At 65.1% G+C, this 23144-nt stretch carries 19 protein-coding genes and 2 tRNA genes; 5 read left to right on the plus strand and 16 right to left on the minus strand.

Annotation, left to right across the window (positions count from 1 at the left end; genetic code table 11):
• Positions 1 to 52: 52 nt before the first annotated feature.
• Genes IFT55_RS00565 through IFT55_RS00575 form a run of 3 tightly spaced genes read right to left on the minus strand, consistent with a single transcriptional unit; the run spans position 53 to position 2598 of the window.
• A complete protein-coding gene (locus tag IFT55_RS00565) occupies positions 53 to 823 on the minus strand; it encodes an SDR family NAD(P)-dependent oxidoreductase (RefSeq protein ID WP_192088469.1) in 771 nt (256 codons plus the stop codon).
• A gap of 2 nt (positions 824 to 825) precedes the next feature.
• Positions 826 to 2013 carry a zinc-dependent alcohol dehydrogenase gene (locus tag IFT55_RS00570; protein WP_192088470.1) on the minus strand — a complete coding sequence of 396 codons (1188 nt, stop codon included), beginning with the start codon at positions 2011 to 2013 and terminating at the stop codon, positions 826 to 828.
• A 12-nt stretch (positions 2014 to 2025) separates the two neighbouring features.
• Positions 2026 to 2598 carry an SRPBCC family protein gene (locus IFT55_RS00575; RefSeq protein ID WP_192088471.1) on the minus strand — a complete coding sequence of 191 codons (573 nt, stop codon included), beginning with the start codon at positions 2596 to 2598 and terminating at the stop codon, positions 2026 to 2028.
• Between the two features lie 183 nt (positions 2599 to 2781).
• Here IFT55_RS00575 and cysS point away from each other — a divergent pair, with 183 nt between their 5' ends.
• The 3 genes from cysS (at position 2782) to IFT55_RS00590 (ending at position 6192) form a co-directional block, all read left to right on the plus strand.
• A complete protein-coding gene (cysS, locus tag IFT55_RS00580; RefSeq protein WP_192088472.1) occupies positions 2782 to 4221 on the plus strand; it encodes a cysteine--tRNA ligase in 1440 nt (479 codons plus the stop codon).
• A 58-nt stretch (positions 4222 to 4279) separates the two neighbouring features.
• Positions 4280 to 4723 (plus strand): TM2 domain-containing protein, encoded by a 444-nt coding sequence (locus IFT55_RS00585; RefSeq protein ID WP_192088473.1) that lies wholly within the window; start codon positions 4280 to 4282, stop codon positions 4721 to 4723.
• 95 nt (positions 4724 to 4818) lie between these two features.
• Positions 4819 to 6192 (plus strand): class II 3-deoxy-7-phosphoheptulonate synthase, encoded by a 1374-nt coding sequence (locus IFT55_RS00590; protein ID WP_192088474.1) that lies wholly within the window; start codon positions 4819 to 4821, stop codon positions 6190 to 6192.
• A gap of 139 nt (positions 6193 to 6331) precedes the next feature.
• On the opposite strand, the gene IFT55_RS00595 is transcribed toward IFT55_RS00590, so the two are convergent.
• From IFT55_RS00595 to lon, 13 genes are all read right to left on the minus strand, one after another.
• Entirely contained in the window at positions 6332 to 6970 is a 639-nt protein-coding gene (locus IFT55_RS00595) for a tetratricopeptide repeat protein (protein WP_192088475.1), read from the minus strand.
• Positions 6967 to 7368 (minus strand): cytochrome c-type biogenesis protein, encoded by a 402-nt coding sequence (locus IFT55_RS00600; RefSeq protein ID WP_192088476.1) that lies wholly within the window; start codon positions 7366 to 7368, stop codon positions 6967 to 6969. The genes IFT55_RS00595 and IFT55_RS00600 overlap by 4 nt, the downstream gene beginning before the upstream one ends.
• Complete coding sequence (locus tag IFT55_RS00605) at positions 7365 to 7892, minus strand: redoxin family protein (RefSeq protein WP_192088477.1); 528 nt, start codon at positions 7890 to 7892, stop codon at positions 7365 to 7367. The genes IFT55_RS00600 and IFT55_RS00605 overlap by 4 nt, the downstream gene beginning before the upstream one ends.
• Positions 7889 to 9817 carry a heme lyase CcmF/NrfE family subunit gene (locus IFT55_RS00610; RefSeq protein ID WP_192088478.1) on the minus strand — a complete coding sequence of 643 codons (1929 nt, stop codon included), beginning with the start codon at positions 9815 to 9817 and terminating at the stop codon, positions 7889 to 7891. Before IFT55_RS00610 ends, IFT55_RS00605 begins: the two co-directional genes overlap by 4 nt.
• Positions 9814 to 10242: a cytochrome c maturation protein CcmE gene (gene ccmE, locus IFT55_RS00615; RefSeq protein WP_192088479.1), complete on the minus strand. Its 429-nt coding sequence runs from the start codon at positions 10240 to 10242 to the stop codon at positions 9814 to 9816. The genes IFT55_RS00610 and ccmE overlap by 4 nt, the downstream gene beginning before the upstream one ends.
• Positions 10243 to 10342: 100 nt before the next feature.
• Positions 10343 to 11092 (minus strand): heme ABC transporter permease CcmC, encoded by a 750-nt coding sequence (gene ccmC / locus IFT55_RS00620; RefSeq protein WP_192088480.1) that lies wholly within the window; start codon positions 11090 to 11092, stop codon positions 10343 to 10345.
• Positions 11093 to 11138: 46 nt separating this feature from the next.
• Positions 11139 to 12188: a Glu/Leu/Phe/Val dehydrogenase gene (locus IFT55_RS00625; protein ID WP_192088481.1), complete on the minus strand. Its 1050-nt coding sequence runs from the start codon at positions 12186 to 12188 to the stop codon at positions 11139 to 11141.
• 28 nt (positions 12189 to 12216) lie between these two features.
• Positions 12217 to 12293: transfer RNA gene (locus IFT55_RS00630), tRNA-His, on the minus strand.
• 686 nt (positions 12294 to 12979) lie between these two features.
• Positions 12980 to 15826, minus strand: a complete 2847-nt coding sequence (locus IFT55_RS00635) for a TonB-dependent receptor domain-containing protein (protein WP_192088482.1) — start codon at positions 15824 to 15826, stop codon at positions 12980 to 12982.
• A gap of 100 nt (positions 15827 to 15926) precedes the next feature.
• The gene (locus IFT55_RS00640; protein WP_192089579.1) at positions 15927 to 17552 is read right to left on the minus strand and encodes a hypothetical protein; all 1626 of its coding nucleotides are present in this window, start codon (positions 17550 to 17552) and stop codon (positions 15927 to 15929) included.
• A gap of 499 nt (positions 17553 to 18051) precedes the next feature.
• Positions 18052 to 18126 (minus strand) — tRNA-Val (locus IFT55_RS00645).
• Positions 18127 to 18177: 51 nt separating this feature from the next.
• Positions 18178 to 18450, minus strand: a complete 273-nt coding sequence (locus IFT55_RS00650) for an HU family DNA-binding protein (protein WP_192088483.1) — start codon at positions 18448 to 18450, stop codon at positions 18178 to 18180.
• Positions 18451 to 18637: 187 nt separating this feature from the next.
• Positions 18638 to 21118, minus strand: coding sequence for an endopeptidase La (gene lon, locus IFT55_RS00655; protein WP_249403503.1), 2481 nt, complete (start codon positions 21116 to 21118; stop codon positions 18638 to 18640).
• Positions 21119 to 21211: 93 nt separating this feature from the next.
• On the opposite strand from lon, the gene IFT55_RS00660 reads away from it, so the two are divergent.
• Positions 21212 to 22885 (plus strand): M1 family metallopeptidase, encoded by a 1674-nt coding sequence (locus tag IFT55_RS00660; protein ID WP_192088484.1) that lies wholly within the window; start codon positions 21212 to 21214, stop codon positions 22883 to 22885.
• A complete protein-coding gene (locus IFT55_RS00665) occupies positions 22882 to 23109 on the plus strand; it encodes a hypothetical protein (RefSeq protein WP_192088485.1) in 228 nt (75 codons plus the stop codon). Before IFT55_RS00660 ends, IFT55_RS00665 begins: the two co-directional genes overlap by 4 nt.
• The last annotated feature ends 35 nt before the right edge of the window (positions 23110 to 23144 follow it).

Below are 23144 nucleotides of genomic sequence, written 5' to 3' on the forward strand. Positions count from 1 at the left end.
ATCCCGTCCGGGCAAGCCGAACGGGATCGGTTTCGATGCACGTACGGCGGGGCTATTCCCCGTCGGGCTTCGCCATGTTCGTATGCATCTTCGCCAACACACTGTCGGGCGTGATATGGCTGATTGCGGCCTGAATCTTGTTCTTGGCACCCGATACGACATGCGGCGAACCAGCCATGACCGCATCCCAGCCGTTGCGCGCGGTCTTTGCCGGGTCTTCCTTCGAATCATCCTTCCCGACCGGCGTATCGAGCATGCCGGCGCGCGCGAAGAATGGCGTGTCGGTCGGCCCCGGCATCAGGACGGTGATCGTCACGCCGCTATCCTTCAGTTCCTCGCGCAGCGCATAGGCGAAGCTGTCGAGATAGGCCTTGGTCGCGTTGTACACCGCCTGATAGCTGCCGGGGATCAGCCCGGCGATCGATCCGGTGATCAGGATACGCCCCTCACCCCGCGCGGCCATGTCGCGCGCGGCCTTCTGCAACAGATAGGTCGTGCCGGTGACGTTGGTGTCGATCACCCGCCGCCACGCTGCGACATCCTGTTCGATGAAGGCGTGTCCCAGTCCCCGCCCGGCGTTCGCGATCAGCAAGTCGATCGGACGTCCAGCGACCTCGGCGAGCAGCCGGTCGTTACCGTTAAAGGTCGACAGATCGGCTTCAACCGCGCGTACCGCCCCTGCCCCGAAATCATCCGCAGCGGCAGTAATCTGAGGTTCGTCGGCGACGACGATCAGGTCATACCCTTCCGCGCCAGCGATTTTCGCCAGCTCATAGCCAATGCCGGTCGACGCGCCGGTGATGACCGCCAGTTTGTTCGCCATCGTCACGCTCCCTTGGCCCAGTCGGGTTTCAGCACCACTTTGGTGCAGCTGTTCTGCTCGTCATGGAATTTTCGGTAGCCTTCCGGCGCATCTTCCAATGCCATCCGATCGGAAATCATGAAGGTCGTGTCGATCTTGTCCTCCATGATCGCGGTCAGCAGCGCGGGAAGATATCGCTGCACATGGGTCTGTCCGGTCTTGAGCGTCAGCCCTTTTTCCATCAGCGCGCCGAACGGGAACTTGTCGATCACCCCGCCATAGACGCCGGGCACCGATACGCGTCCGCCTTTCCGGCATGCCACGATCGCCTGCCGCAGCGCATGTGGACGATCGGTGCCAAGGAAGGTCGACGCCTTGATCTGATCGACGATATTGTCGACGAACAGCCCGTGGCTCTCCAGCCCGACGCTGTCGATCACGGCATCGGGCCCGATCCCGCCGGTCATCGTCATCAGCGCGTCGTAGATGTCGGTTTCCTCGAAATTGAGGACTTCCGCACCTAGCCCCTTGGCCAGCGACAGCCGGTGGGGGAAGTGATCGATCGCGATCACCCGGTGCGCGCCCATCAGCAGGGCCGACTGGATAGCGAACAGCCCGACCGGACCGCAGCCCCAAACCGCGACGATGTCGCCGTCCTCAATGTCGGCGTTTTCCGCCGCCATCCATCCGGTGGGCAGAATGTCGGACAGGAACAGTACCTTGTCGTCGTCGACCTCATCGGGGATCACGATCGGGCCGACGTCGCTGAACGGCACACGGACATATTCCGCCTGTCCGCCGGGATATCCGCCGGTCATGTGGCTGTATCCGAACAGACCGGGCGCGACCTGACCCCACAGCGTCTGTGCGATATCCTGATTGTCCGCCGGATTGCCGTTGTCGCAGCCCGAATATTGCTGCTTCGAACAATGGTAGCAACCGCCGCACGCGATGACGAACGGGACGACGACGCGCTGCCCCTTCCTCAGCGTCGACTTCGGGCCGGTTTCGACCACTTCGCCCATGAATTCATGGCCGAGAATATCGCCGGCCTGCATGGTCGGAATATAGCCGTCATACAGGTGCAGGTCGGAACCGCAGATCGCGGTCGACGTGATCTTGATGATCGCGTCACGCGGGTTGATGATTTCGGGGTCGGGAACGCTGTCAACGCGGACGTCGTGCTTTCCGTGCCAGGTAAGTGCGCGCATCGTCGGCTTCCTTTACGATTTCGGTTCGCGGTTGGGCGGCGTGGTGGTGGCGATCTCGCCGGTTTCCATCAGCTGCTTGAAACGGCGCAGATCGCGTCGTGCCTCGATCGCCGGTTCTTTCTGCGTCACCTTGGCGATCACCTTGCCGACGATCCCAGCGGGCGGCGAATAGGCGATTACGGCGGTCACGACCGTCCCGCGACCCGGCGCGGCGTCGGCGAATGACACCTGTCCGCTATTGGCCACGTCGCTGTTCTCTGCCTTCCAGCCAATGCGTTCGCCATCGACGTCCTCGGTAACGACGGCGTCCCATTCATAGTCGCCGTTCGGACCGGCGACGGTCCAATGCGACCGGTTGCGGTCGAGAACGTCGATCGACCGGATATTATGCATGAACGTCGCAAGGTTCGCGAAATCCCTCCAATAAGCATAGAGTTCGTGACGCGGACGATTGATCGTCACGGCCACGCCCGACACCGACGATTCGCCGTTCGGGGCGGCTTCGGCGCGTTCGCTCTTGTCTTTCGATGTGAAGGCAGGCGAATCGTCGCGGACGATATCACCGGGCAGCGTGGGTTCGGCCATCGTGGCTCCCTTCCGGTCGGCTCCTGCCAACCATTTGATCTGCATCATGTTTCTGGCGAGTTCGCACTTGTTTCGCCATGTCGTTGCCAACCGCCGGCTCGATTCGCCGTTCCATGCCCACGCGAATATTTGCCGTGGAGCGTCCGCATTTGCAGACGAAGCGCTTGGCGCTATGCGGGCGACATGCATGGTGCCCCGCTCACGCTTCACAACTCGCTGACCCGCAGCCTTCAGCCGTTCGCGCCGGTCGACCCGGACAAGGGCGTGCGGATGTATTCGTGCGGGCCGACCGTCTATAATTACGCACACATTGGTAATCTGCGTGCCTATGTGTTCGTCGATACGCTCAGCCGGGTCCTGCGGTGGAAGGGCTATCCACTCACCCATGTCATCAACATCACCGATGTCGGGCATTTGACGTCCGACGCCGATGCCGGCGACGACAAGATGGAAGCCGCCGCGAAGGCGCGCGCGCAGTCGATCTGGGACGTTGCGGCGCACTACACGGCGGCGTTCAAATCCAACCTGCGCGACCTGAACATCGACGATCCCACCCGCTGGTCGGTGGCCACCGACCATATCGCCGAAATGGTCGCCTTTGCCGAACGCATCGCGCCAGAACACTGCTACGAACTGGACAGCGGGCTGTATTTCGACAGCACGACCGTGCCCGATTACGGCGCGCTGGCGGGCGGGCACGACGATGCAGGCGAAGGACGGATCGATCCGGTCGCGGGCAAGCGCCACCCGCAGGACTTCGCGATTTGGCGCAAGACGCCGCCGGGTGAGACGCGCCAGATGGAATGGGACTCGCCATGGGGTCGCGGCGCGCCTGGCTGGCATCTCGAATGCTCGGTGATGAGCCTGCAATATCTGGGCGCGCCGTTCGATATTCATACCGGCGGGATCGATCACCGCGAAATCCACCACCCGAACGAGATCGCCCAGAATCAGGCCTATTGCGGGTGCAGCGATACCGGCGCGCGCTTCTGGCTGCACAACAACTTCCTTGTCGACCGGGCGGGCAAGATGTCGAAGTCGAAGGGCGGCTTCACTACGCTGCGGACGCTGACCGACGCCGGCGTCCATCCGCTGGCATACCGGCTGATGTGCCTGTCCGCGCAATATCGTTCGGAGCTGGAGTTTTCCGCCGACAATCTGCTGGCGGCGCTGACCCGCCTGAAGCGGCTGGTGATGACCGTCGCGGCGCTGCGGGCGCGATCCGCCGGGGACGGCGATGCGACGAAGGCGGCAGCGTATCGCGAGCGACTGGACGCGGCAGTGGCCGACGACCTGAATACGCCGCGCGCCTTGCCGGTACTCGACGAACTGCTGGCGGACAAGAAGCTGACACCGGCCGACCGGATCGCCGCGCTGGCCGATTTCGACGCGGTGCTGGGACTGCGGCTCGGAACGATCGACCGCGCGGCGTTGCGCGTGCGTCCAGCCGAAGCCTCGATTACCGCCGAGACGATCGAGGCTCGGCTGACGGAGCGGAAGGCGGCCCGCGCTGCAAAGGATTTCGCACGCAGCGATGCGATCCGCGACGATCTGGCCGCTGCCGGAGTCGAGGTCATGGACGGCGATCCGATCGGCTGGGACTGGCGATCGACCATCGGCTAACCCCTTGCACCGCCCCGCCCGGCATCTCATACCGCGATGCGAATCATCGGGGGACGATATGCGCGGAATGGTACTGGGGGTCGATCGCGACGGGCGCGAAGGGCGGATTACCGGCGACGATGGACAGCGTTACTGGTTCCAGCCCGACGACTGGAGCGACCGCACCGGTCCGTCCGTCGGCGCGCAGGTCGATTTCGAGGTATCGAACGGACGTGCGCTGCGCATCTATCACGTGCCCGGCACCGTCGCGCCCGTTCCCGCACCGGTCGCATCGGAACGCCGACGGCCTCGGAAGGACAAGGTAGCGGCCGCGCTGCTGGCGTTCTTCCTCGGCGTGCTCGGCATTCATCGTTTCTATCTTGGCCGTACCGGATCGGGCATCGTCATGCTGCTGCTGACCTGTACGGTCGTCGGCATGCTCGTCACCGGCATCTGGGCGCTGGTCGACTTCGTCCGCTATCTCGTGATGGATGAGGACGATTTTCACCGCCGCTACGGCTGACCGGTCCATACGATCATCGGCAAACCTTTACTTCATTGCGTGAAGCAACGGTTTCGCGCATGGGAATTGCCCGTATCGACTGGATGGAAACGATCATGGCCGCCAATTGGGCCCCCGACAGCTGGACCGCCGCCGAAGCCCGGCAGCTGCCGACCTATCCCGACCGCGAGGCGCTGGTCGCCGCCACGGATCAGTTGGCAGGCTATCCGCCGCTGGTGTTCGCCGGCGAAGCGCGCAACCTGACCGCCGATCTGGCGCAGGTGGCGGAGGGAAAGGCGTTCCTGTTGCAGGGCGGCGACTGCGCCGAAAGCTTCGCCGAATTTCACCCGAACAACATTCGCGACACGTTCCGCGTGATCCTGCAAATGGCGGTGGTGCTGACGTTTGCGTCGAAGCTGCCGACCGTGAAGGTGGGCCGCATGGCGGGTCAGTTCGCCAAGCCGCGCTCGACCGATACCGAAGTGATCGGTGGCGTCGAACTGCCGAGCTATCGCGGCGACAACATCAACGACATCGCCTTCACGCCCGAAGGCCGCGTGCCGGATCCGCAGCGGATGATCCGCAGCTATTCGCAGGCGGCGGCGACGCTCAACCTGCTGCGCGCCTTCGCGACCGGGGGCTATGCGAACCTGCATCAGGTCCATCGCTGGACGCACGACTTCATGGGTCGAAGCCCGTGGGCCAAGAAATATGCCGACGTCGCCGACCGGATCGGTGAGGCGCTCGACTTCATGGCGGCGTGCGGGATCGATGCCGACAGCGTGCCGCAGTTGAAGTCGACCAGCTTCTATACCAGCCACGAAGCGTTGCTGCTGCCGTACGAACAGGCGATGACGCGGCAGGATTCGTTGACCGGCGACTGGTACGACACGTCGGCCCATTTTCTGTGGATCGGCGACCGCACGCGGTTCGATGGATCGGCGCATGTCGAATTCCTGCGCGGAATCGGCAACCCGATCGGCATCAAATGCGGTCCCACGCTGGAACCGGACGCGCTGTTGCGGATGCTCGATACGCTCAATCCGGCGCGCGTGCCGGGGCGGATGACGCTCATCACCCGCTATGGCCATGACAAGATCGAAGCGGGCCTGCCGAAGCTGGTTCGAGCCGTGCTGCGCGAAGGACATCCAGTGGTGTGGTCGTGCGATCCGATGCATGGCAACACGATCAAGGCGACCACCGGCTACAAGACGCGACCGTTCGACCGCATCCTTGCCGAAGTGCGCGGCTTCTTCGCGGTCCATCGTGCCGAAGGCAGCCATGCCGGCGGCATCCACGCGGAAATGACCGGGCAGAACGTCACCGAATGCACCGGCGGCGCGATCGCAGTGACCGAACAGAGCCTTGCCGATCGCTATCACACGCATTGCGATCCCCGGTTGAATGCCGGGCAGAGCCTCGAACTCGCGTTCCTGCTTGCGGAAATGCTGAACACCGAGATGGCGGAACGGCGGCGGGTCGCGGCGTAGGGACTGCCCTACGTCCCTACCCGCACCATCCGATATAAAGTCGTCACCCCGGCGAAAGCTGGGGCCTCCCTGATGTGGCCACAGCGCCTTCTCAGGGAAGCCCCCAGCCTAGCCGCAGCGACCGCCTTTCGCGGTTCGCCTAACGCGGACGACCCTGCATCGCCAGCAGGCGGTCCAGCAACACCAGCCGGATGGCGAGGTCTTCACGGTACGACGCATCGCGCCGGGTTCGCTTCAATGCCGCCAGCCACGCGCGGCGTGCGCCGGGCAGGTCGCCGGTCTGCACGAGCGCCATGCCGTAATAGAAATACGGCCCCGGATGATCGGGCGCCAGTTGCGCCCCCCGTCCGAACGCCAGTCGTGCGGCGGGCGACAGTACCTGTCCGCCGTCGTGCGCAAGGATCGCCGATCCCATCCGCGTCCACAGCCGTGCGCTGTTAGGCGCACCCTGCAACCCACCCATTACCGCGTTCGCCGCCGAACCGGTCGCCCCTGCCCGCGCCAGTCCGTCCGCTGCGACGGCATAGGCATAGTCGTAGGTGAAGCGGCCCCAGATCGCATCGCGCAGGTCGTCGGCCGCGATATCGTCTGGCTGGCGCAGCCGCACCGGCTCGCGGGAAACGCCCGAAAGACCCGGCCGCCCCTGCCATGCATAGCCAGCACCCGCCAGCATCAGCGCCGCACCGACGAAGGTCCATAAAGGTCGCGCCACCCGCATCAGGGCAAGGAAGCCGAACGTCGCGGCCCCGATCAGCGCCAGTATCAACCACCCGTTCATCGCCGCCTCCGCAAGCTGCGCGACGCCAGCCATCCACCGGTCAGCAGCAATGCGATCGGCGCCAGCCACAACGGCCACGTCGCCGCCGACATCGGCGGATCATAGCTGACATAATCGCCATAGCGGTCGATCAGCCAGTCGCGCACGGCGATCGGTCGGTCTCCCGCCGCGATCCGTTGCCGCACCAGTGCGCGCATGTCGGCCGCCATATCGGCATCGCTGTCGGCGATCGACTGCCCCTGACAGACCAGACACCGCAGCGTTTCCATCAACGCCTTCGCCTCGCGCTCCCGCGCCGGATCGGTCAACTGGGTGTCGGCTAGTACCGGCGGCGGCATCGCGGATTGCGCCAGCGCAGGACCGGCCAGCATCGTCAGTGCGAACAACGCCTGCCTCATCGCGCCTGCGCCAGTTCGTTCAACAGCAGCGCGACGTCGGTGTCCCGGATCGCACCGATATGCTGATAGGCGACACGGCCGCGACCGTCGATCACGAACGTCTCCGGCACGCCCGACGACCCGAGCGCAAGTTGTACGCCGCTCGCCCGGTCGTCACCGACCGAGGCATAGGGATCGCCATAGTCCTTCAGGAACCGTGCGATATCGTCGGGCGTGTCGCGAATGGCAATCGCGTCGATCGTCGCACCCTGCGCCTTCAGCCGGGCGAGTTGCGGTGCTTCCGCCGCGCAGGGCACGCACCAGCTGCCGAACACGTTGAGCAGGCGCGGTTGACCTTGCCGGAACGTGGACGTGGAAAGGCCGGGCTTGCCTGGAACCGCTGCCGTCAGCGTGAAGTCGGGCAGCGGCTTGCCGACCAGTCGCGACCGGACATGGGTGTCGGTCTCACGCGGCAACGCCCATGCGAACAGCGCGACGACCGCGACGAACGCCAGCAACGGCACCCACAGTAACCGCCGCGTCACGCCCGCCAGCTCCGCCGCTCGCGCCGTACCCGTCCGATCAGCGACAGTAATCCGCCGAACGCCACCAGCGCCCCGCCCGCCCAGATCAACGTGACGAGCGGCTTCCACCACAGTCGTAACTGCCGTCGCCCTGCTGCATCGTCACGCCCCAGCACGACGTACAATTGCCCATCGATGAAGGTGGTGATCGCCGCCTCGCTCGTCTCGGTCGGCGGGTTGGCGAAGAAGCGCTGCTCGGGACGCAGCACGAACGGCATGTCGTCGCCGCGCGTCACGACCAGCCGACCCTGTACCGCCGACCAGTTCGTACCCACCACCGGCTTGATCCCGACGAAGCGGATCGCGAACGGCCCGACGCGATGTGTCTCGCCGGGGGCTGCCGCGACCAGTCGCTCGACGGTGAACGCGCTTTCCGACGCCATGCCCGCCAAGCTGACGGCGATGCCCAGATGCGCGACGACCATGCCCCACGTGAACAGCGGCGTTCGCCACGGCGCTCGGCCGACGATCGGCAGCACACTGGCCACTGCCAGCCCCGCCGCCAGCGACAGGCCCGCGAGCGGCAACCAGCCGGCCTGCGTGAACGCTAGCAGTCCAACGAACGCCGTGATCGTCGCGACACCGGGCGCAATCATCCGTCGCGCCACCGCCCCGCCCCGATCGCGCCGCCAGCGCAGCATCGGCCCGACCGCCATCGCCGCGACCAGCACCAGCGCGACCGGCCCGGCGGCCTTGTTGAAGAACGGCGGCCCGACCGAAAGCTGGACCCCCAACGCCTGCGCCACCAGCGGGTACAGCGTCCCGATCAGCACGATGCCGAGGATCACGGACAACAACAGATTGTTGAGCACCAGCCCGCCTTCGCGGCTGACCGGATCGAACAGCGTACCGGTCCGCACCGTATTCACCCGCAGCGCGAACAACGCCAGCGCGCCACCAATGTACAGCACCAGCAGCGCGAGGATGAACGATCCGCGCGTGGGGTCGACAGCAAAGGCATGAACGCTGGTCAGGATGCCCGACCGCACGAGGAACGTGCCGACCATCGACATGGAAAAGGCGACCACCGCCAGCATCATGGTCCACGCGCGCAATCCGTCGCGCGTCGCCAGCACCGTCACCGAATGCAGCAGCGCCGTCGCGGCCAGCCATGGCATCAGCGATGCGTTCTCGACCGGGTCCCAGAACCACCAGCCGCCCCAGCCAAGCTCATAATAGGCCCAATAGCTTCCGGCGGTGATACCCAGCGTCAGAAACACCCACGCGCCCAGCACCCAAGGCCGCATCGCCCGCGCGAAATCGCGCCCGACATCGCGCGTCACGAGCGCACCGACCGCGAACGAGAAGGCCACCGACAGTCCGACATAGCCGAGGTACAGCGTCGGCGGATGGAAGGCGAGACCGGGGTCCTGCAACAACGGGTTCAGCCCCAACCCGTCGGCAGGTGCCGGCGCGAGCCGCGCGAACGGATTGGAGGCGACCAGCAGGAACGCGTAGAATCCCAGCGCGATCGCGGCTTGTGCCGCCAGCGTCGCGACCTTCGTCGGTCCGGCCAGCGTACGTTCGAACGAAGCGATGCCGCCGCCGGCCAATGCCAGCACCGCGACCCATAACAGCATCGACCCTTCGTGATTGCCCCACGCTGCCGCGACCTTGTACAGCATCGGCTTGGCCGAATGGCTGTTTTCGGCGACCAGCAACACCGACAGATCGGTGCGGGCGAACACGGCGACCAGCGCCGCGAATGACAGCCCTGCCAATGCCGCCTGCGCCACCGCGACCGGTCGCACCGCCGCCAGCAACTGCGCGACGACCGGCGGCGCGTCGGGGCGGTTCGCCCGCAACCCGATCGTCGCCATCGTCAGTTGCAGCAACGCCATCGCCGCCGCCAGCCACAGCGCGGCCAACCCCGCTTCTGCGATCATCGCGTCAGGCTCTCGCTCTTGTGCATTTGGCCCGCGATCTGTGGCGGCATGTAGCGTTCGTCGTGTTTGGCGAGCAGATTGTCGGCAACGAAGCTTCCGCCTTGGACGAACCTGCCCTCTGCAACCACCCCCGATCCCTCTCGGAACAGGTCGGGGACGATCCCGGCGAATCGTACGGGCACACGGGCCTTTCCGTCGGTCACGTCGAACGCGATCGTCACGCCATCGGCGGCGCGGCGTACCGACCCGGCGGCCACCATCCCGCCCAGCCGCACCGCCTTGTCGACCGGTGCAGCCGCCGCATCGCCCGGAGCGTAGAAGAACGCCGCTTCGTCGGCGAGCGCCGACATCGCCAGCAACACCGCGCCGACCACCGCCACCACCGCAAGCGTCGCCAGCGTCAGCCGCTGCCCCTTGGCGGTCACTTGCGTTCCGCCCGACGCATAGCGATCCACGCGGACAGCGTTAGCACCGTCGTGCCGCCCAGCGCCACGCCGTAAGCGGCGGTAATGAAGAACCAGTGGTTCATGCCGCCGCCCGCCGCCGCAACCGCGCCTCTGCCTTAATCCGCGCCAGATCGGTGCGCATCCGCATCAGCACCACCGCCGTGAAGAGCAGCGTGAACCCTGCAGCGGTGAACCCCAACGGCCAAAGTATCGCGCTATCGATCGTCGATCGCGTCAGCGTGATGCTCGGTCCTTGATGTAGGGTGCGCCACCACAGCACCGAATACCGGATGATCGGCAGCAATGCCGTCCCGGCAATCCCGAACAGCGCGGGAATTCGCCCGTCGCCATCGCGTTCGCGGTCGGCGCGGGCAAGCGCTAGGTAGGCGACATAAACGAAGAACAGCAGCAACATCGACGTCAGCCGCCCGTCCCACTGCCACCACGTGCCCCATGTCGGACGCCCCCAGATCGATCCAGTCGCCAGACAGATAGCGGCGAACGCCGCGCCGGGCAGCGCGATCGCCCGCGCCGCAACCGCCGCTAGCGGATGGCGCCATACGAGGAAGACGATGCTCGACAGTGCGAGGCCCGACCATCCTCCCATGCCCAGCCATGCGGCGGGGACATGAATGTAAAGGATGCGCACCGTCTCGCCCTGAAGATAATCGGGCGGTGTCTGCGTCAGTCCGGCCCAGCAGCCGAACGCCAGCAACGCGGCTCCCAACGCCAGCAGCGCCGGCGTCAGCGGGCGCGCGATCGCCAGAAATCGCCTTGGGTTGGCAAGGGCATGCAGACGGGAGGCGGACAGGTTCGGCACGGTCGCCATGCTCTACGGCGCAGCCGGGCAAACGGCAATGACGATACGCGGTCGGTCAGCCGCGCCCGATCAACCGCCGGGCAATGGCGTCGGCGACTTCCGCCTGCGGGCGTCCGCTGGCGGCGCTTTCGTCCCAAACCTCGATCAGCCGTTCGGGGATGCGGGCAATTCTCGCCTCGACGTCCGCCCGGTCGCCCTGCCCCAGATACTCTAGCGCGACGTTGATGATGCCGCCGGCGTTGATGACGTAATCGGGCGCATACAGGATGCCACGATCATGTAGCCGCGCACCGTCGGCAGCGGTCGCCAACTGGTTGTTCGCGCCGCCCGCTACCGCCTTGCACTTCAGTGCCGCGATCGTTGTGGCGTCCAGGACGGCACCCAGCGCGTTAGGGCTGACGATATCGGCGTCCAGCGTCAGCACGCTCGCCGGATCGGCAGTCGCCGCGCCCAGCTCACTCGCCAGCGCTTCGGCCTTCGCCTCGTTCACGTCGGCCAGCGTCAGAACCGCGCCGTCCTTCGCCAGAAGCCGTGCCAGCCCGCCGCCGACCGAGCCGACGCCTTGAATCGCGACCCGAACGCCGCGCATATCCTCGCTGTCCAGTGCGCGCTTCGCGGCAGCACGGACGCCGAGATACACACCCATGGCGGTGAACGGACCCGGATCGCCGCCGGCACTTCCGGCCGCCACGGGCAGGCCCGACACGTACCGGGTCGTCCCGGAAATGGTCATCATGTCCGCTTCGGACATTCCAACGTCCTCTGCGGTGACATATCGACCGCCAAGCGATTCGACGGCACGGCCGAACGCTTCGAGCAGTTCGGGCGTCTTCGCGCCACCTTCGGGTGCCAGCACCACGCCCTTGCCGCCGCCCATCGGCAGTCCGGCCATCGCGTTCTTGAAGCTCATGCCACGCGACAGGCGCAGGGCATCGGTGATCGCCGCCGCACTGTCGGCATAGCGCCAGAAGCGGACGCCGCCCGCTGCCGGCCCCAGCGTGGTCGAATGCACCGCGATGACGCAGCGCAACCCCGTGCGGTGATCGGAGAACAGATGCACGCCTTCGTGCTCGTCGAAGTCGGGATAGCCCCAATCGGTCTGCACGGTGGCGGTTTCCATATCTAGAAGAAGATGGGGCGACCGACGGGACTTGAACCCGCAACTTCCGGCATCACAAGCCGACGCTCTAACCAATTGAACTACGGTCGCCGTGGAGGGGCGCGTTTAGCCGTGCGAAACGGCACGGTCAAGCACGGCGCGGCGGTAATTGTATCGGCCGGAAATTGCGATGTGCGGGTGGCGATCGAACCGTAGCGCACGTGCCGAAGATGCTCTGCGGTTCGGGGGGCCGCAAGGCAGTCGATTGCCGCCAGGAAGTGGTTCACGAGCGGTCCGGCATCGCAGTCGATTTGCCGCATCGCAGTCGATTTGCCGCAGCGCAGGCCCCACTACTGGAGCGGAGCAGCGAGACGACGTGCGACTTACGCAATCGTCCGAACGTCAAAGGGCTGCCGGACAACGGTGTTATGCACGCCACTGTTGCTGGCCTCGCGCCGGTGCGCGGCAAATGCGCCGAGCTATGCCAAGCGGCAGAAGGGCGAATTGACGTCCAGAGGCGAATTGACGTCCAGAGGCGAATTGACGTCCAGAAACGTGTGTCTCCATACCTTCACGTCGGCCACCCCAGGCCTGTTCCGGGGTCCATGGCGGCCATTCCTAACGGCTGGGCCTGTCACGGCGTTGCTCGCGTACCGCGCAACCCGAAACAGGTCCACGGCAACCAAACGACGGCGACGGTTCGCGTCGATACCGATCGGACGAAGCGTCGGACGCACACGACGGCTATATTAGGCCGATACGGACCGCCGACGCTACCGCCGACGGCCCGGTTTTCGTCAGAACGTCGCCGTGATGCCCAACGAGAAGACGCGGCCCAGATTGTACCGGTTGATGTAGACCGTGTTTCCATTCTCAAACGTCTGGCCTTCGGTGAACCGCGTACCCGTCAGGTTACGCGCCTCGAGCTTCAGTTCCAGATTGGCACCAGCCAGTTCGAAGCCCTGCCGTCCGACCACGTCCAGACGAATGCCCGGCTGCTCTATGATATCGGGCTGGAACCCGACACCCGACAGGTTCGACGGACCGCGATTGGTTACGCGGTCGCTGGCATAGTTGAACAGCAGCGTAAGCTGCGAAAGGTTGGCGCTGTCCTCGATCCCGACCTGGACGTTGACCAGATGATCCGACTGGCCGGTCAGCGGCGCACCATCCCGGAACAGCAGATTGGCCGGGCCGAAGCCGTTCGGACAACCCGCGATCCCCTGTGAGCCGAGCGCCGCCGCAGGATTGGGAACGCATGCGGACGACGCGTTGATCTGCGACTGGGTGTAGGTGTAGTTCGCCAGCAGCAGCAGTCGGCGGGTGGCAAAGAAGTTGCCGAGGCCGCTAAGCGGAATATATTTCTGGGCCTCGACCTCGGCACCGTACAGGATCGCCGACGGCAGATAGGTAAAGCCGGTCTGCAACGTCGCATCCGGGCTGGGATAGAATCCGGCCTGTTCGATCGGCCGTTCGATCCGCTTGTAGAAGCCAGCCGCCGTCATGCGCTGATCCCGGCCGAAGAACCATTCGTAGCGGCCCTCCAGATTCCAGAGCTCGGAGTCGCGCAGATTGGGGTTGCCGAAGAACAGGCGATCCGAGTCGGGATCACGGAACTGCTGCGGTGCGAGTTCGCGGAACTGGGGACGCGAGATCGTCTTGGCACCGCTCATACGCAACTGCATGTTCGACCGGAAATTCCACGTCAGCGTACCGGCGGGCAGCCAATAGGCATTGTCGAGCGCGATCGTCGGGTTGCCGATCGGCGTCACTTCTTCCTTCGCGGTTTCGTACCGGACGCCCGCCACGGCCCGCAGACCGTCGGCGACTTCCGCCTCGCCCTGAACATAGGCACCATGGATCGCCAGCGACGCATCATAGGCGTATGCGCCGTTCTGCGTGTTGAACTGCAACTCGATCGTGCACGGGGTCGCGCCCTGCAACGGACAATTGCCGTTATAGAGCGAGTCCGGTCCCAGCAGGAAATCGGGCCGCAACAGGTTGTTCGGGAACCCCGGCGCGGTCCCGGCACCGTTGCTGGTCTGATAGTTGAACTGCAACCGGCGCGACGAGCGATCGGTGTCCGAATAGAAATAGCCCGTCGACAGCGTCATCGACCGATCGGTCGGCAGCTTGTACGACAGGTCCGCCTGACCGGTGAACAGGTCTTCGTTCAGGTCGCTGAACACGACGCTGGCGAAGGGCGAGAAACGCTGCGTGACCTGATACGCCCCGTTGCAGTTGAACCCCGGCGATACCGGCGCACCTTCGGTCGTGATCGGCAGGCCGTTGGTCGTCGTCGCCGAACAGAGATAATCGAACTGGCGCTCGTACGGCGCGTTGCGCTTCGAATTGGCGAAGGCACCGCGCGCGTCGAACTTGAACGCATCGCTGAGCTTGAACTCACCGACCAGCTGGGTTTCGATCAACTGACGTTCGAACCAGTTCGTGTTCTGCTGCACGCGCAGACCGCTGGGATTATTGTACAGCTCCGCCGCCGACAGCCGCCCCTGCTTCAGCGTGTCGTGGATATAGACGTTGGTCCAGCGGATCGTGCTGTCGTCGAACTGATAGCCCAACCCGACCAGCGCGTTGGCCACGACGCGATTGTCGGTCAGGACGGTGCGGTAGTCGTTCCGCAATGCACCGGTTTCGCTGACCGTATCCTGCTGGATCGCGTCGCGCGTACGGAAAGTGTTGGACAGACCGAGCGAGGCGATAACACCCAGCCGATCGCTGCCGATATCGTAGACCGATCCGCCCGCGATTTCGCCCGAGAAATTAGCTGGAAGCTGGTTGTTCTGTTGCAGCAGGGTGGTGCGCGCATTGCTCAGTTGCGCGACCTGATCCACCGGGATGATACCTGTGCCTTCCGCCGCGTTGCGGATGAACGCCGGAACGCCGCGCGTCCCGTCGTCGAAGCCCAGCCAGTCGGCCTTGCCCCCGGCATAGGTGTAGCCCAGTTCACTGGTCGTGACGGTGTCGGCACTGATCGACCCGCCGATCGACACGAAGTTCTTGGTCGGAATCGCCTTCGACGTCAGGTTGATGACGCCGCCGCCGAACTCTGCGGGGAAGTTGACCGAATAGGTCTTCTGCACCAGCGCCGAACCGACGATCGATGTCGGAAAAATGTCCAGCGGGACCGAACGCCGCAGCGGTTCGGGGCTGGGCAGCGGCGATCCGTTGAGCAGCGACGACGAATAGCGATCACCAAGACCGCGCACATACACGAAGCCGCCGCCGACAACCGACAGACCGGTCACGCGGGTCAGTGCACCGGCGATGTCACCGTCGCCGGTCCGCGCGATATCGGCTTCGGACAGGACGGACACGATCTGCGGCGTGGCGCGTACGACGTTCGGAATGTTGCGACCGACGACGACGATTTCCTCGACATTCTCCTGATCGAAACCCGGTGAGGAAACCTCGACCGGAGCCTGTCCGTCCGCCGGTTGACCGTCAGCCGGGGTCGCCGTGTCTTGCGCGACAGGATCGGGACCGGGCGTTGCGGTCTGGGCAGCCGGGGGCGTCGCCGCCGCGGGAGCCGGCGTACCGCCGCCCGTCGTCTGCGCCAGCACCGCCGGTGCCACAAGCTGCGAGGTCAGGAGAAGAAGCGTTGCATAGGCGCGGCGAGGCTGCATGGCCGTGGGTCCACCTTCGTAAATATATGAACGAATGCCGGGGCGGGCGTTCGGCCCGCCCCGGCATCGGCGTGTCATCGCGCGGAACGCGGTGACGCGATCAGCGGCCGTTGCAGCTGAAATAGACCGAGTTGAACGACGGCGGACCGGCATCCTGCTTCGCATCGTCACGACCGCGAATGGTCGAACGATCGGCCTGATTGGCTTCCTGCGCGATCAAGTTGATGCACGCAACGTTGGTCGCGGTCTTTACGATGCCGTTGACGAAGCGCATGTCGGCACCGCCGCGCAGACGGATCGCCGCCGGCGCGAGCGCGGTCTGGACGAAGGTAAAGTTCGCATAGGTCGAGAAGGTCCGCGGCAGCAGATCTTCGCCGCCGTTCGAGTCGATCTCGGTTGAGAACGAGTCCGCCGTCGCACCCAGCAGACGCTGCGACGCGATGATGAACTGCATGAAACCACGATAGCCATTGTCGATGTCGAAGCCGTCATCGTCCGCGCCGGTGATGGCGATGTACTTCAGGTTCGACGTGCCGCCGAAGATCTCGATGCCGTCATCCGCCGAATTGTGGCTCTGGATGTGGTCGAGCACGGTGCCCGATCCGGTGCCGCCCAGCGTCAAGCCCTGAAGCTCGTTGCCGTCGCTGATCGCGATGCCCGAATAGCGGATCTGGACGTACGACATCTGTCCGCTGCTGTCGGCGGCGTTCGGCCCGCCATAGAAGCGACCAGTCACGCCTTCGATCGCCTGCTGACAGGTCGCCGACGAACCGGCTGCGTTGTTCGGCCCGGTGCCGGTGGCGCAGATCGCAGTCGGCGCACGGCCGAGGAGGATGATGCCGCCCCACTGGCCCTGCGAAGCGTCGGACACGCCGTTGTTCGCCAGATTCTGCTGCGACGTGAAGATGATCGGCTGGGCGCGGGTGCCCGCCGCCTGGATCTTCGACCCACGGTTGACCAGCAGCAGATCGTTCGTGATCTCGCTCGAGTCGGCGGCGACGACGACGCCCGGCTCGATCGTCAGCGTCACGCCCGCAGCACCACTGGTGCCAAGATCGCCACCGATTTCGGTCTGGCCACGCAGGCGATAGAACACGCCTGCGATCTTCGGCAGCGTCAGGTCAGTCGTCACGTTGGCGGGAATGCGGCAGGCGCGGAACGTGGCGACGAGCCCGTCATTGATCGTGTCGGCCGGGCATGCGGCGGACGCCCCCCCCGTGCCGACAGCGGGAACCGCCGTGCAGCGCGCACCCGAACCGCCGAACTCGCCGCTGGTCGAATTGCAGGTCCAATCCTGGAACGCGGTATCGGTCGGGCCGTTGAGCGCGCCGACGTAGTTGGTGCTGGCGAAGAACGGATTGATCGTCGACGGATCGGTCGCGGTCGTCGCCGACGTCGCGGTGGTCGGATACAGGCCGGTCAGCACGTTAGTGCCGTTGACGTTGTTATTGGCGCCGGCGTTTACGATCGCCAGCTGTTCATCGGCGGTGATCGCGATCGGGTTGGCGCTGGTGCTGGCCGGCTGACCCGAAGTCGTCGCGAACTGCGCCGCGGTGATCGGACCGGCGGTGGGCGCGGCGGTCGGCGTGGGGGCCGGTGCCGGCTGGTTCACGTCAATGCTGCCAGCACCCGGCGAGGCAACGCCGTCGGCACCGCTACAGCCGCTGAGTGCGGCGATCGCCACCGTCGTCATGAGAACGAAGCCGAAGCGCTTGTTGCTGGCCATCACCGAAGGACTCCCGAAAACCTGAGTTGCTTTATTCCGGGCGCCTGCCCGGCAGCCGTCCGGGTTCCCTCCCGTCCGACCGACATGGTGGCCGTTAGAGACGCTGCATGACGGCTCCGTGCCGTTTCGGTGACAGAACGACGACGTTGATATTGCGGGAATATGACAACGTTGGTGACACTGCGCGGCGCTTCGTCACGATACGTCTGTGGCGGGGGGCTTTGGGGGCGGTGCGTAGGTGCACCGTTTCCGGCAGCAAAAGGATGGTGATGCTCGAAGAATTCTACTTGCGGCATGACCTGGGAAAGCGGTTCGCCGCAAGGTCGCAGTCTAAAGGCAAATCCGCCTCGAACCAACGGACGACACCGACGGTGCAGTCAGGCGATGCGCAACGTGTGCGGCATGGCTCCTCCCCGACGCCCGACGAAGCGAACAACCAAAAACGGCCGCCCTGCCCGCCGTCGCGGTGGCGACGATACGGGCCGGACGGCCGTTGATCTGGTGGGCGCGACAGGGATTGAACCTGTGACCCCACCCGTGTGAAGGGTGTGCTCTACCGCTGAGCTACGCGCCCGGAAACCCGGAGGCCGGCTCCCTAAAGGGCACCGGCCGGACTGTCTAGAAGTTAATTCACCGAATCCTTAAGGCCTTTGCCCGCCTTGAACTTGGGCTGCGACGATGCCTTGATCGTCATCGGTTCGCCGGTGCGTGGGTTGCGGCCGGTCGATGCCTTGCGCTTCGAAACGGAAAAGGTGCCGAACCCGACCAGTCGCACTTCATCGCCCTTCTTAAGCGCGGCGGAAATCGAATCGAACACTGCCTCGACCGCCTTGACCGCATCGCCGCGGGTAAGCCCCGAATGGTCGGCGACCTGCCCGATCAGCTCCTGCTTGTTCATCCCGTCGAATCCCCTGTCTCGGTAAAAATACGTGAAACTTGAAGGCGGCAGTAAGGCCGCTTCGTTCCAGCGTGTCAAAGCAAATTGCCGGCGGCGGCGCAATCCGCCGCGTCGCATTACCGCGCCGGACGACGCGGATAGGTGGCCCTGTCCGGGCCGCCGACAAACGACGACCCGGACGTGCGCGTCAGTGCGGGCGCGATTCGCCGATGCCGGGGACCGGAACCGGCGGTTGCGCCGCCAGATCATCGGCATCGGTCCAGTCGATCGCGACCAGCGGTTCGGTCAGCGCCAGTCGCAGCACCTCGTCGACATGGCTTACCGGAATGATCTCCAGCCCGCCGCGGACATTAGCCGGAATTTCGGCCAGATCCTTTTCGTTGTCGGCGGGGATCAGCACGGTCGTGATCCCGCCGCGCAGCGCCGCCAGCAGTTTCTCCTTCAATCCGCCGATCGGCAGCACGCGGCCGCGCAACGTGACCTCACCGGTCATCGCCACCTCACGCCGCACCGGCACCCCAGTCAGCGTGGATACGATCGACGTGACAAGACCGATACCCGCCGACGGTCCGTCCTTGGGTACCGCGCCTTCGGGCAGGTGGACGTGAACGTCCTTGCGATGGAACAGGCTGGGCTTGATGCCATAGCCCGGCGAGCGGGCCTTGACGTAGCTCCACGCCGCCTCGACCGATTCCTTCATCACGTCGCCCAGCTTGCCGGTCGTCTTGACCATGCCCTTGCCCGGCACCGTCACGCTTTCGATCGTCAGCAATTCGCCGCCGACCTCCGTCCAAGCCAGCCCCGTGACACCGCCGATCTGATGCTCTTCCTCACCCACGCCGAACCGGTATTTGCGGACGCCCGCGAACTCGGCGAGGTTTTCCGGTGTCACGACGACCGACGCCACCTTGCCTTCGAGTATTCGACGCAATGCCTTACGCGCCAGCTTTGCGATTTCCCGCTCCAACGTACGCACGCCGGCTTCCCGCGTATAATAGCGCAGCATGTCGCGCAGCGCGCCTTCGGTCAGCTCGAACTCGCCCGGTTTCAGGCCATGCGCCTCGATCTGCTTGGCGATCAGGTGCCGTTGCGCGATCTCGACCTTCTCGTCCTCGGTATAACCCTCAAGCCGGATGATCTCCATCCGGTCGAGCAATGGCTGCGGCAGATTGAGCGTGTTCGCGGTGCACACGAACATCACGTCCGACAGGTCGATATCAATTTCGAGATAATGGTCGTTGAACTTCGCATTCTGTTCGGGATCGAGCACTTCCAACAGCGCCGATGCCGGATCGCCGCGGAAATCCTGACCAAGCTTGTCGATCTCGTCGAGCAAAAACAGCGGGTTGGCCGCGCCCGCCTTCTTCAGGTTGGTGACGATCTTGCCCGGCAACGACCCGATATAGGTCCGGCGGTGGCCGCGAATCTCGGCCTCGTCGCGCACGCCGCCCAGCGACTGGCGGATGAACTCGCGTCCCGTCGCCTTGGCGATACTCTTGCCCAACGACGTCTTGCCGACGCCGGGCGGGCCGACGAGGCACAGGATCGGGCCTTTCAGCTTGTTGGTCCGCGCCTGTACCGCCAGATACTCGACAATCCGGTCCTTGACCTTCTCCAGCGCGTAATGATCCTCGTCCAGCACGGCTTGCGCGACGGCGATGTCCTTCTTCAACTTGGACTTCTTGCCCCAAGGCAGCCCCAGCAGCACGTCGAGATAGTTGCGCACCACGGTCGCCTCGGCGCTCATCGGCGCCATCGTCTTCAGCTTCTTCAGCTCCGATGTCGCCTTGGTCCGCGCTTCCTTCGATAGTTTCAGCGTCGCGATCTTCTGGGTCAGCTCGGCGATCTCGTCGCCCTCGCCTTCCTCGCCCTCGTTGCCCAGCTCGCGCTGGATCGCCTTCAGCTGTTCATTCAGATAATATTCGCGCTGGGTCTTCTCCATCTGGCGCTTCACGCGGCTGCGAATCTTCTTCTCGACCTGCAACACGCCCAGCTCGCCCTCCATGAAGGCGAACACCATCTCCAGCCGCTTGTGCGGATCGCTCTCGACAAGCAGCGACTGCTTGTCGGCGACCTTGACCGAGATATTCCCCGCAACCGCATCGGCAAGGCGCGACGGGTCTTCCAGCTCGGACAGCTGCACCGCCGTCTCCGCCGGCAGCTTCTTGTTGAGCTTGGCGTAATTCTCGAACTGGTCGACCACCGAACGCATCAGCGCCTTCAGCTCGGGACTGGCATCCGCAGCAGCGGACTCGACCCGCTCTTCCATGCCTTCGTCGGCTTCTTCCAGCGTCGTGTCGCCGTCCGCTGCCATGTCGACCGTCGCGACCAGATAATCGTCGACCGTCTCCAACGCGGTCAGCGTCCCCCGCTGCTTACCCGACACCAGCACGCGCACCGTGCCGTCAGGCAGCTTGAGCATCTGCATCACCTCGGCCGAAACCCCGACGTCGTACAGGTCTTCGCGCTGCGGATCGTCCTCACCGGGGTCGAGCTGCGCGACGAGGAAAATCTCCTTCGATCCCGCCATCGCCGCTTCCAACGCCGCGACCGACTTGTCGCGGCCGACGAACAACGGCACGATCATGTGCGGGAAGACGACGATATCGCGCAACGGCAGGACCGGAAGCGTCGATGACAAAGCGGGAACGGGATCGATTTCGGACATGCACACTCCACGACCCGGCCACGGTGCCGGATCCACGATACTATATGGTGGCTTCGGCGATGCCATCAATCTCCGTTGTAACGGAGGGGTATCATGACGCTGCTGATGGCGCTGCTCCTTGCCCAGACGGCCCAGCCGGTGCCGCCGCCGGTCCCGCCCGCCACCGCGCGATCGGGTGGCCCGATCGAACCCGAACGGGATGCGCTGCGGCTGGTCCATGTCGATCTGGCCGTGGAGACGCTGCCGAAGCGTCGCATGCTATCGGCCCGCGCGACCCTGACGGTCGCTGCACGCGCACCTGCACCGCGCATCCTGCTCGATCTCGACGGAGTGCTTCGCGTGTCGGCGGTATCGATCGACGGCACCGCGTTGCCACGCGCCAGGTGGCGACAGGATGACGGCCGGATCGTCATCGACCGGGCGCTCGCCACCGGAACACGTGCTACGGTGCAGATCACCTATGCCGGGCCGCCGCGGGTTGCGAAGCGGGCGCCATGGGACGACGGTTTCGTCTGGAGCGAATCGAACGGCAAGCCGTGGTTCGGATCGACCGCGCAGGGGGCGGGATGCGACCTGTGGTGGCCCTGTCTCGACTTTCCGGCGGGGGAGCCGGGGGGCGCCACGCTGCACCTGACGGTTCCTGCGGGCCTGTCCGCGCCGACCAACGGCGTGCTGCTCGGCATCGATCGGCTGCCGGACGGACGCTCGACATGGCACTGGCGATCGGGGCCGGTGAACCCCTACACGCTGGCGATATCCGTCGGGCCGTATCGCGAGATATCGGGCCGCTATCGCAGCCGCTACGGCAACACGATCCCGCTGTCGCTGTGGCATCTCGAAGGCAAGGAACGACAGGCCGCACGCCTTTTCGACGAATTCGCGCCGACGCTCGATTTCTTCGAATCGGTGATCGGGCCCTATCCGTTCGGCGACCAGAAGGTGGGCGTGGTCGAGACACCGTATCTGGGCATGGAGCACCAGACGATCAACGCCTATGGCAACGACTACCGCGCCGCCCCGGAGGGGTTCGACTGGCTGTTCCAGCATGAATTCAGCCACGAATGGTTCGGTAACCAGCTGACCGCCGCCGACTGGGACGACTTCTGGCTGCACGAGGCGTTCGCGGCATATATGCAACCCGCCTATGCCAAATGGCGCGAAGGCGATGCGCGCTACATATCGATGCTGCTTGGCCAGCGGGTGCGCATCGCAGCAAAGGTCCCGATGGTGTCCGGCACGTCGCGCACGTCGCAGGCGATGGCATCGGTCGAAACGGGCGGTCCGGGCACCGATGTGTATTTCAAGGGCGCGTGGATGCTGCACACACTGCGGCACATGATCGGCGACCGGGCCTTCCTCGCGGCGACGCGTCGGCTGGTCTATGGCCGGCCCGACCCGCGTCCCGGTAATTTCCGGCCGCGGTTCGGCACGACCCGCGACTTCACCGAAGCCGTGAAGCAGGAAAGCGGACGCGATCTGGACTGGTTCTTCGACGTCTATCTGCGACAGGCGGCTTTGCCCGACCTGATCGAGACGCGCGACGCCGATACCCTCACGCTGCGCTGGAAGGTGACGGGTGGCGGTGCCTTTCCCCTGCCGATCGAGATCGAAATCGACGGCGTCGTGCGGACTTTGCCCATGATCGATGGCACCAGTTCGATACCGGTAGCGCGCGATGCGCATGTCGTGATCGATCCGATGGCGCGGGTGCTGCGGCGTTCAATGGCGGTCGAACGAATGCAGGAACCGCGCGTTGGGCCCGGATGATCCTTCTTCGCAAACGTGCCGCCGAAATGGCGGCCACCTTCATGATCGGTGACGTTCTGCTCGGCCTGTTGCAGCCCGCACGCCATGTCGAGTTGTGGCAGGAACGGGCCGGCGGGGCCGAACGGACGGTCCGGCCGTCCGTCGGTCGCCCCGGCCGCCGCCGTGCCTATGCCGTGCTCCAGATCGCGGCGGGTCTGGCGCTGGCGGCACGGCAGCGGGCCTGAACGCCACACCGCTTGCATGGCACGGCGACAACCCC

The organism is Sphingomonas sp. CFBP 13720 (assembly GCF_014842075.1).
GTDB lineage: Bacteria > Pseudomonadota > Alphaproteobacteria > Sphingomonadales > Sphingomonadaceae > Sphingomonas.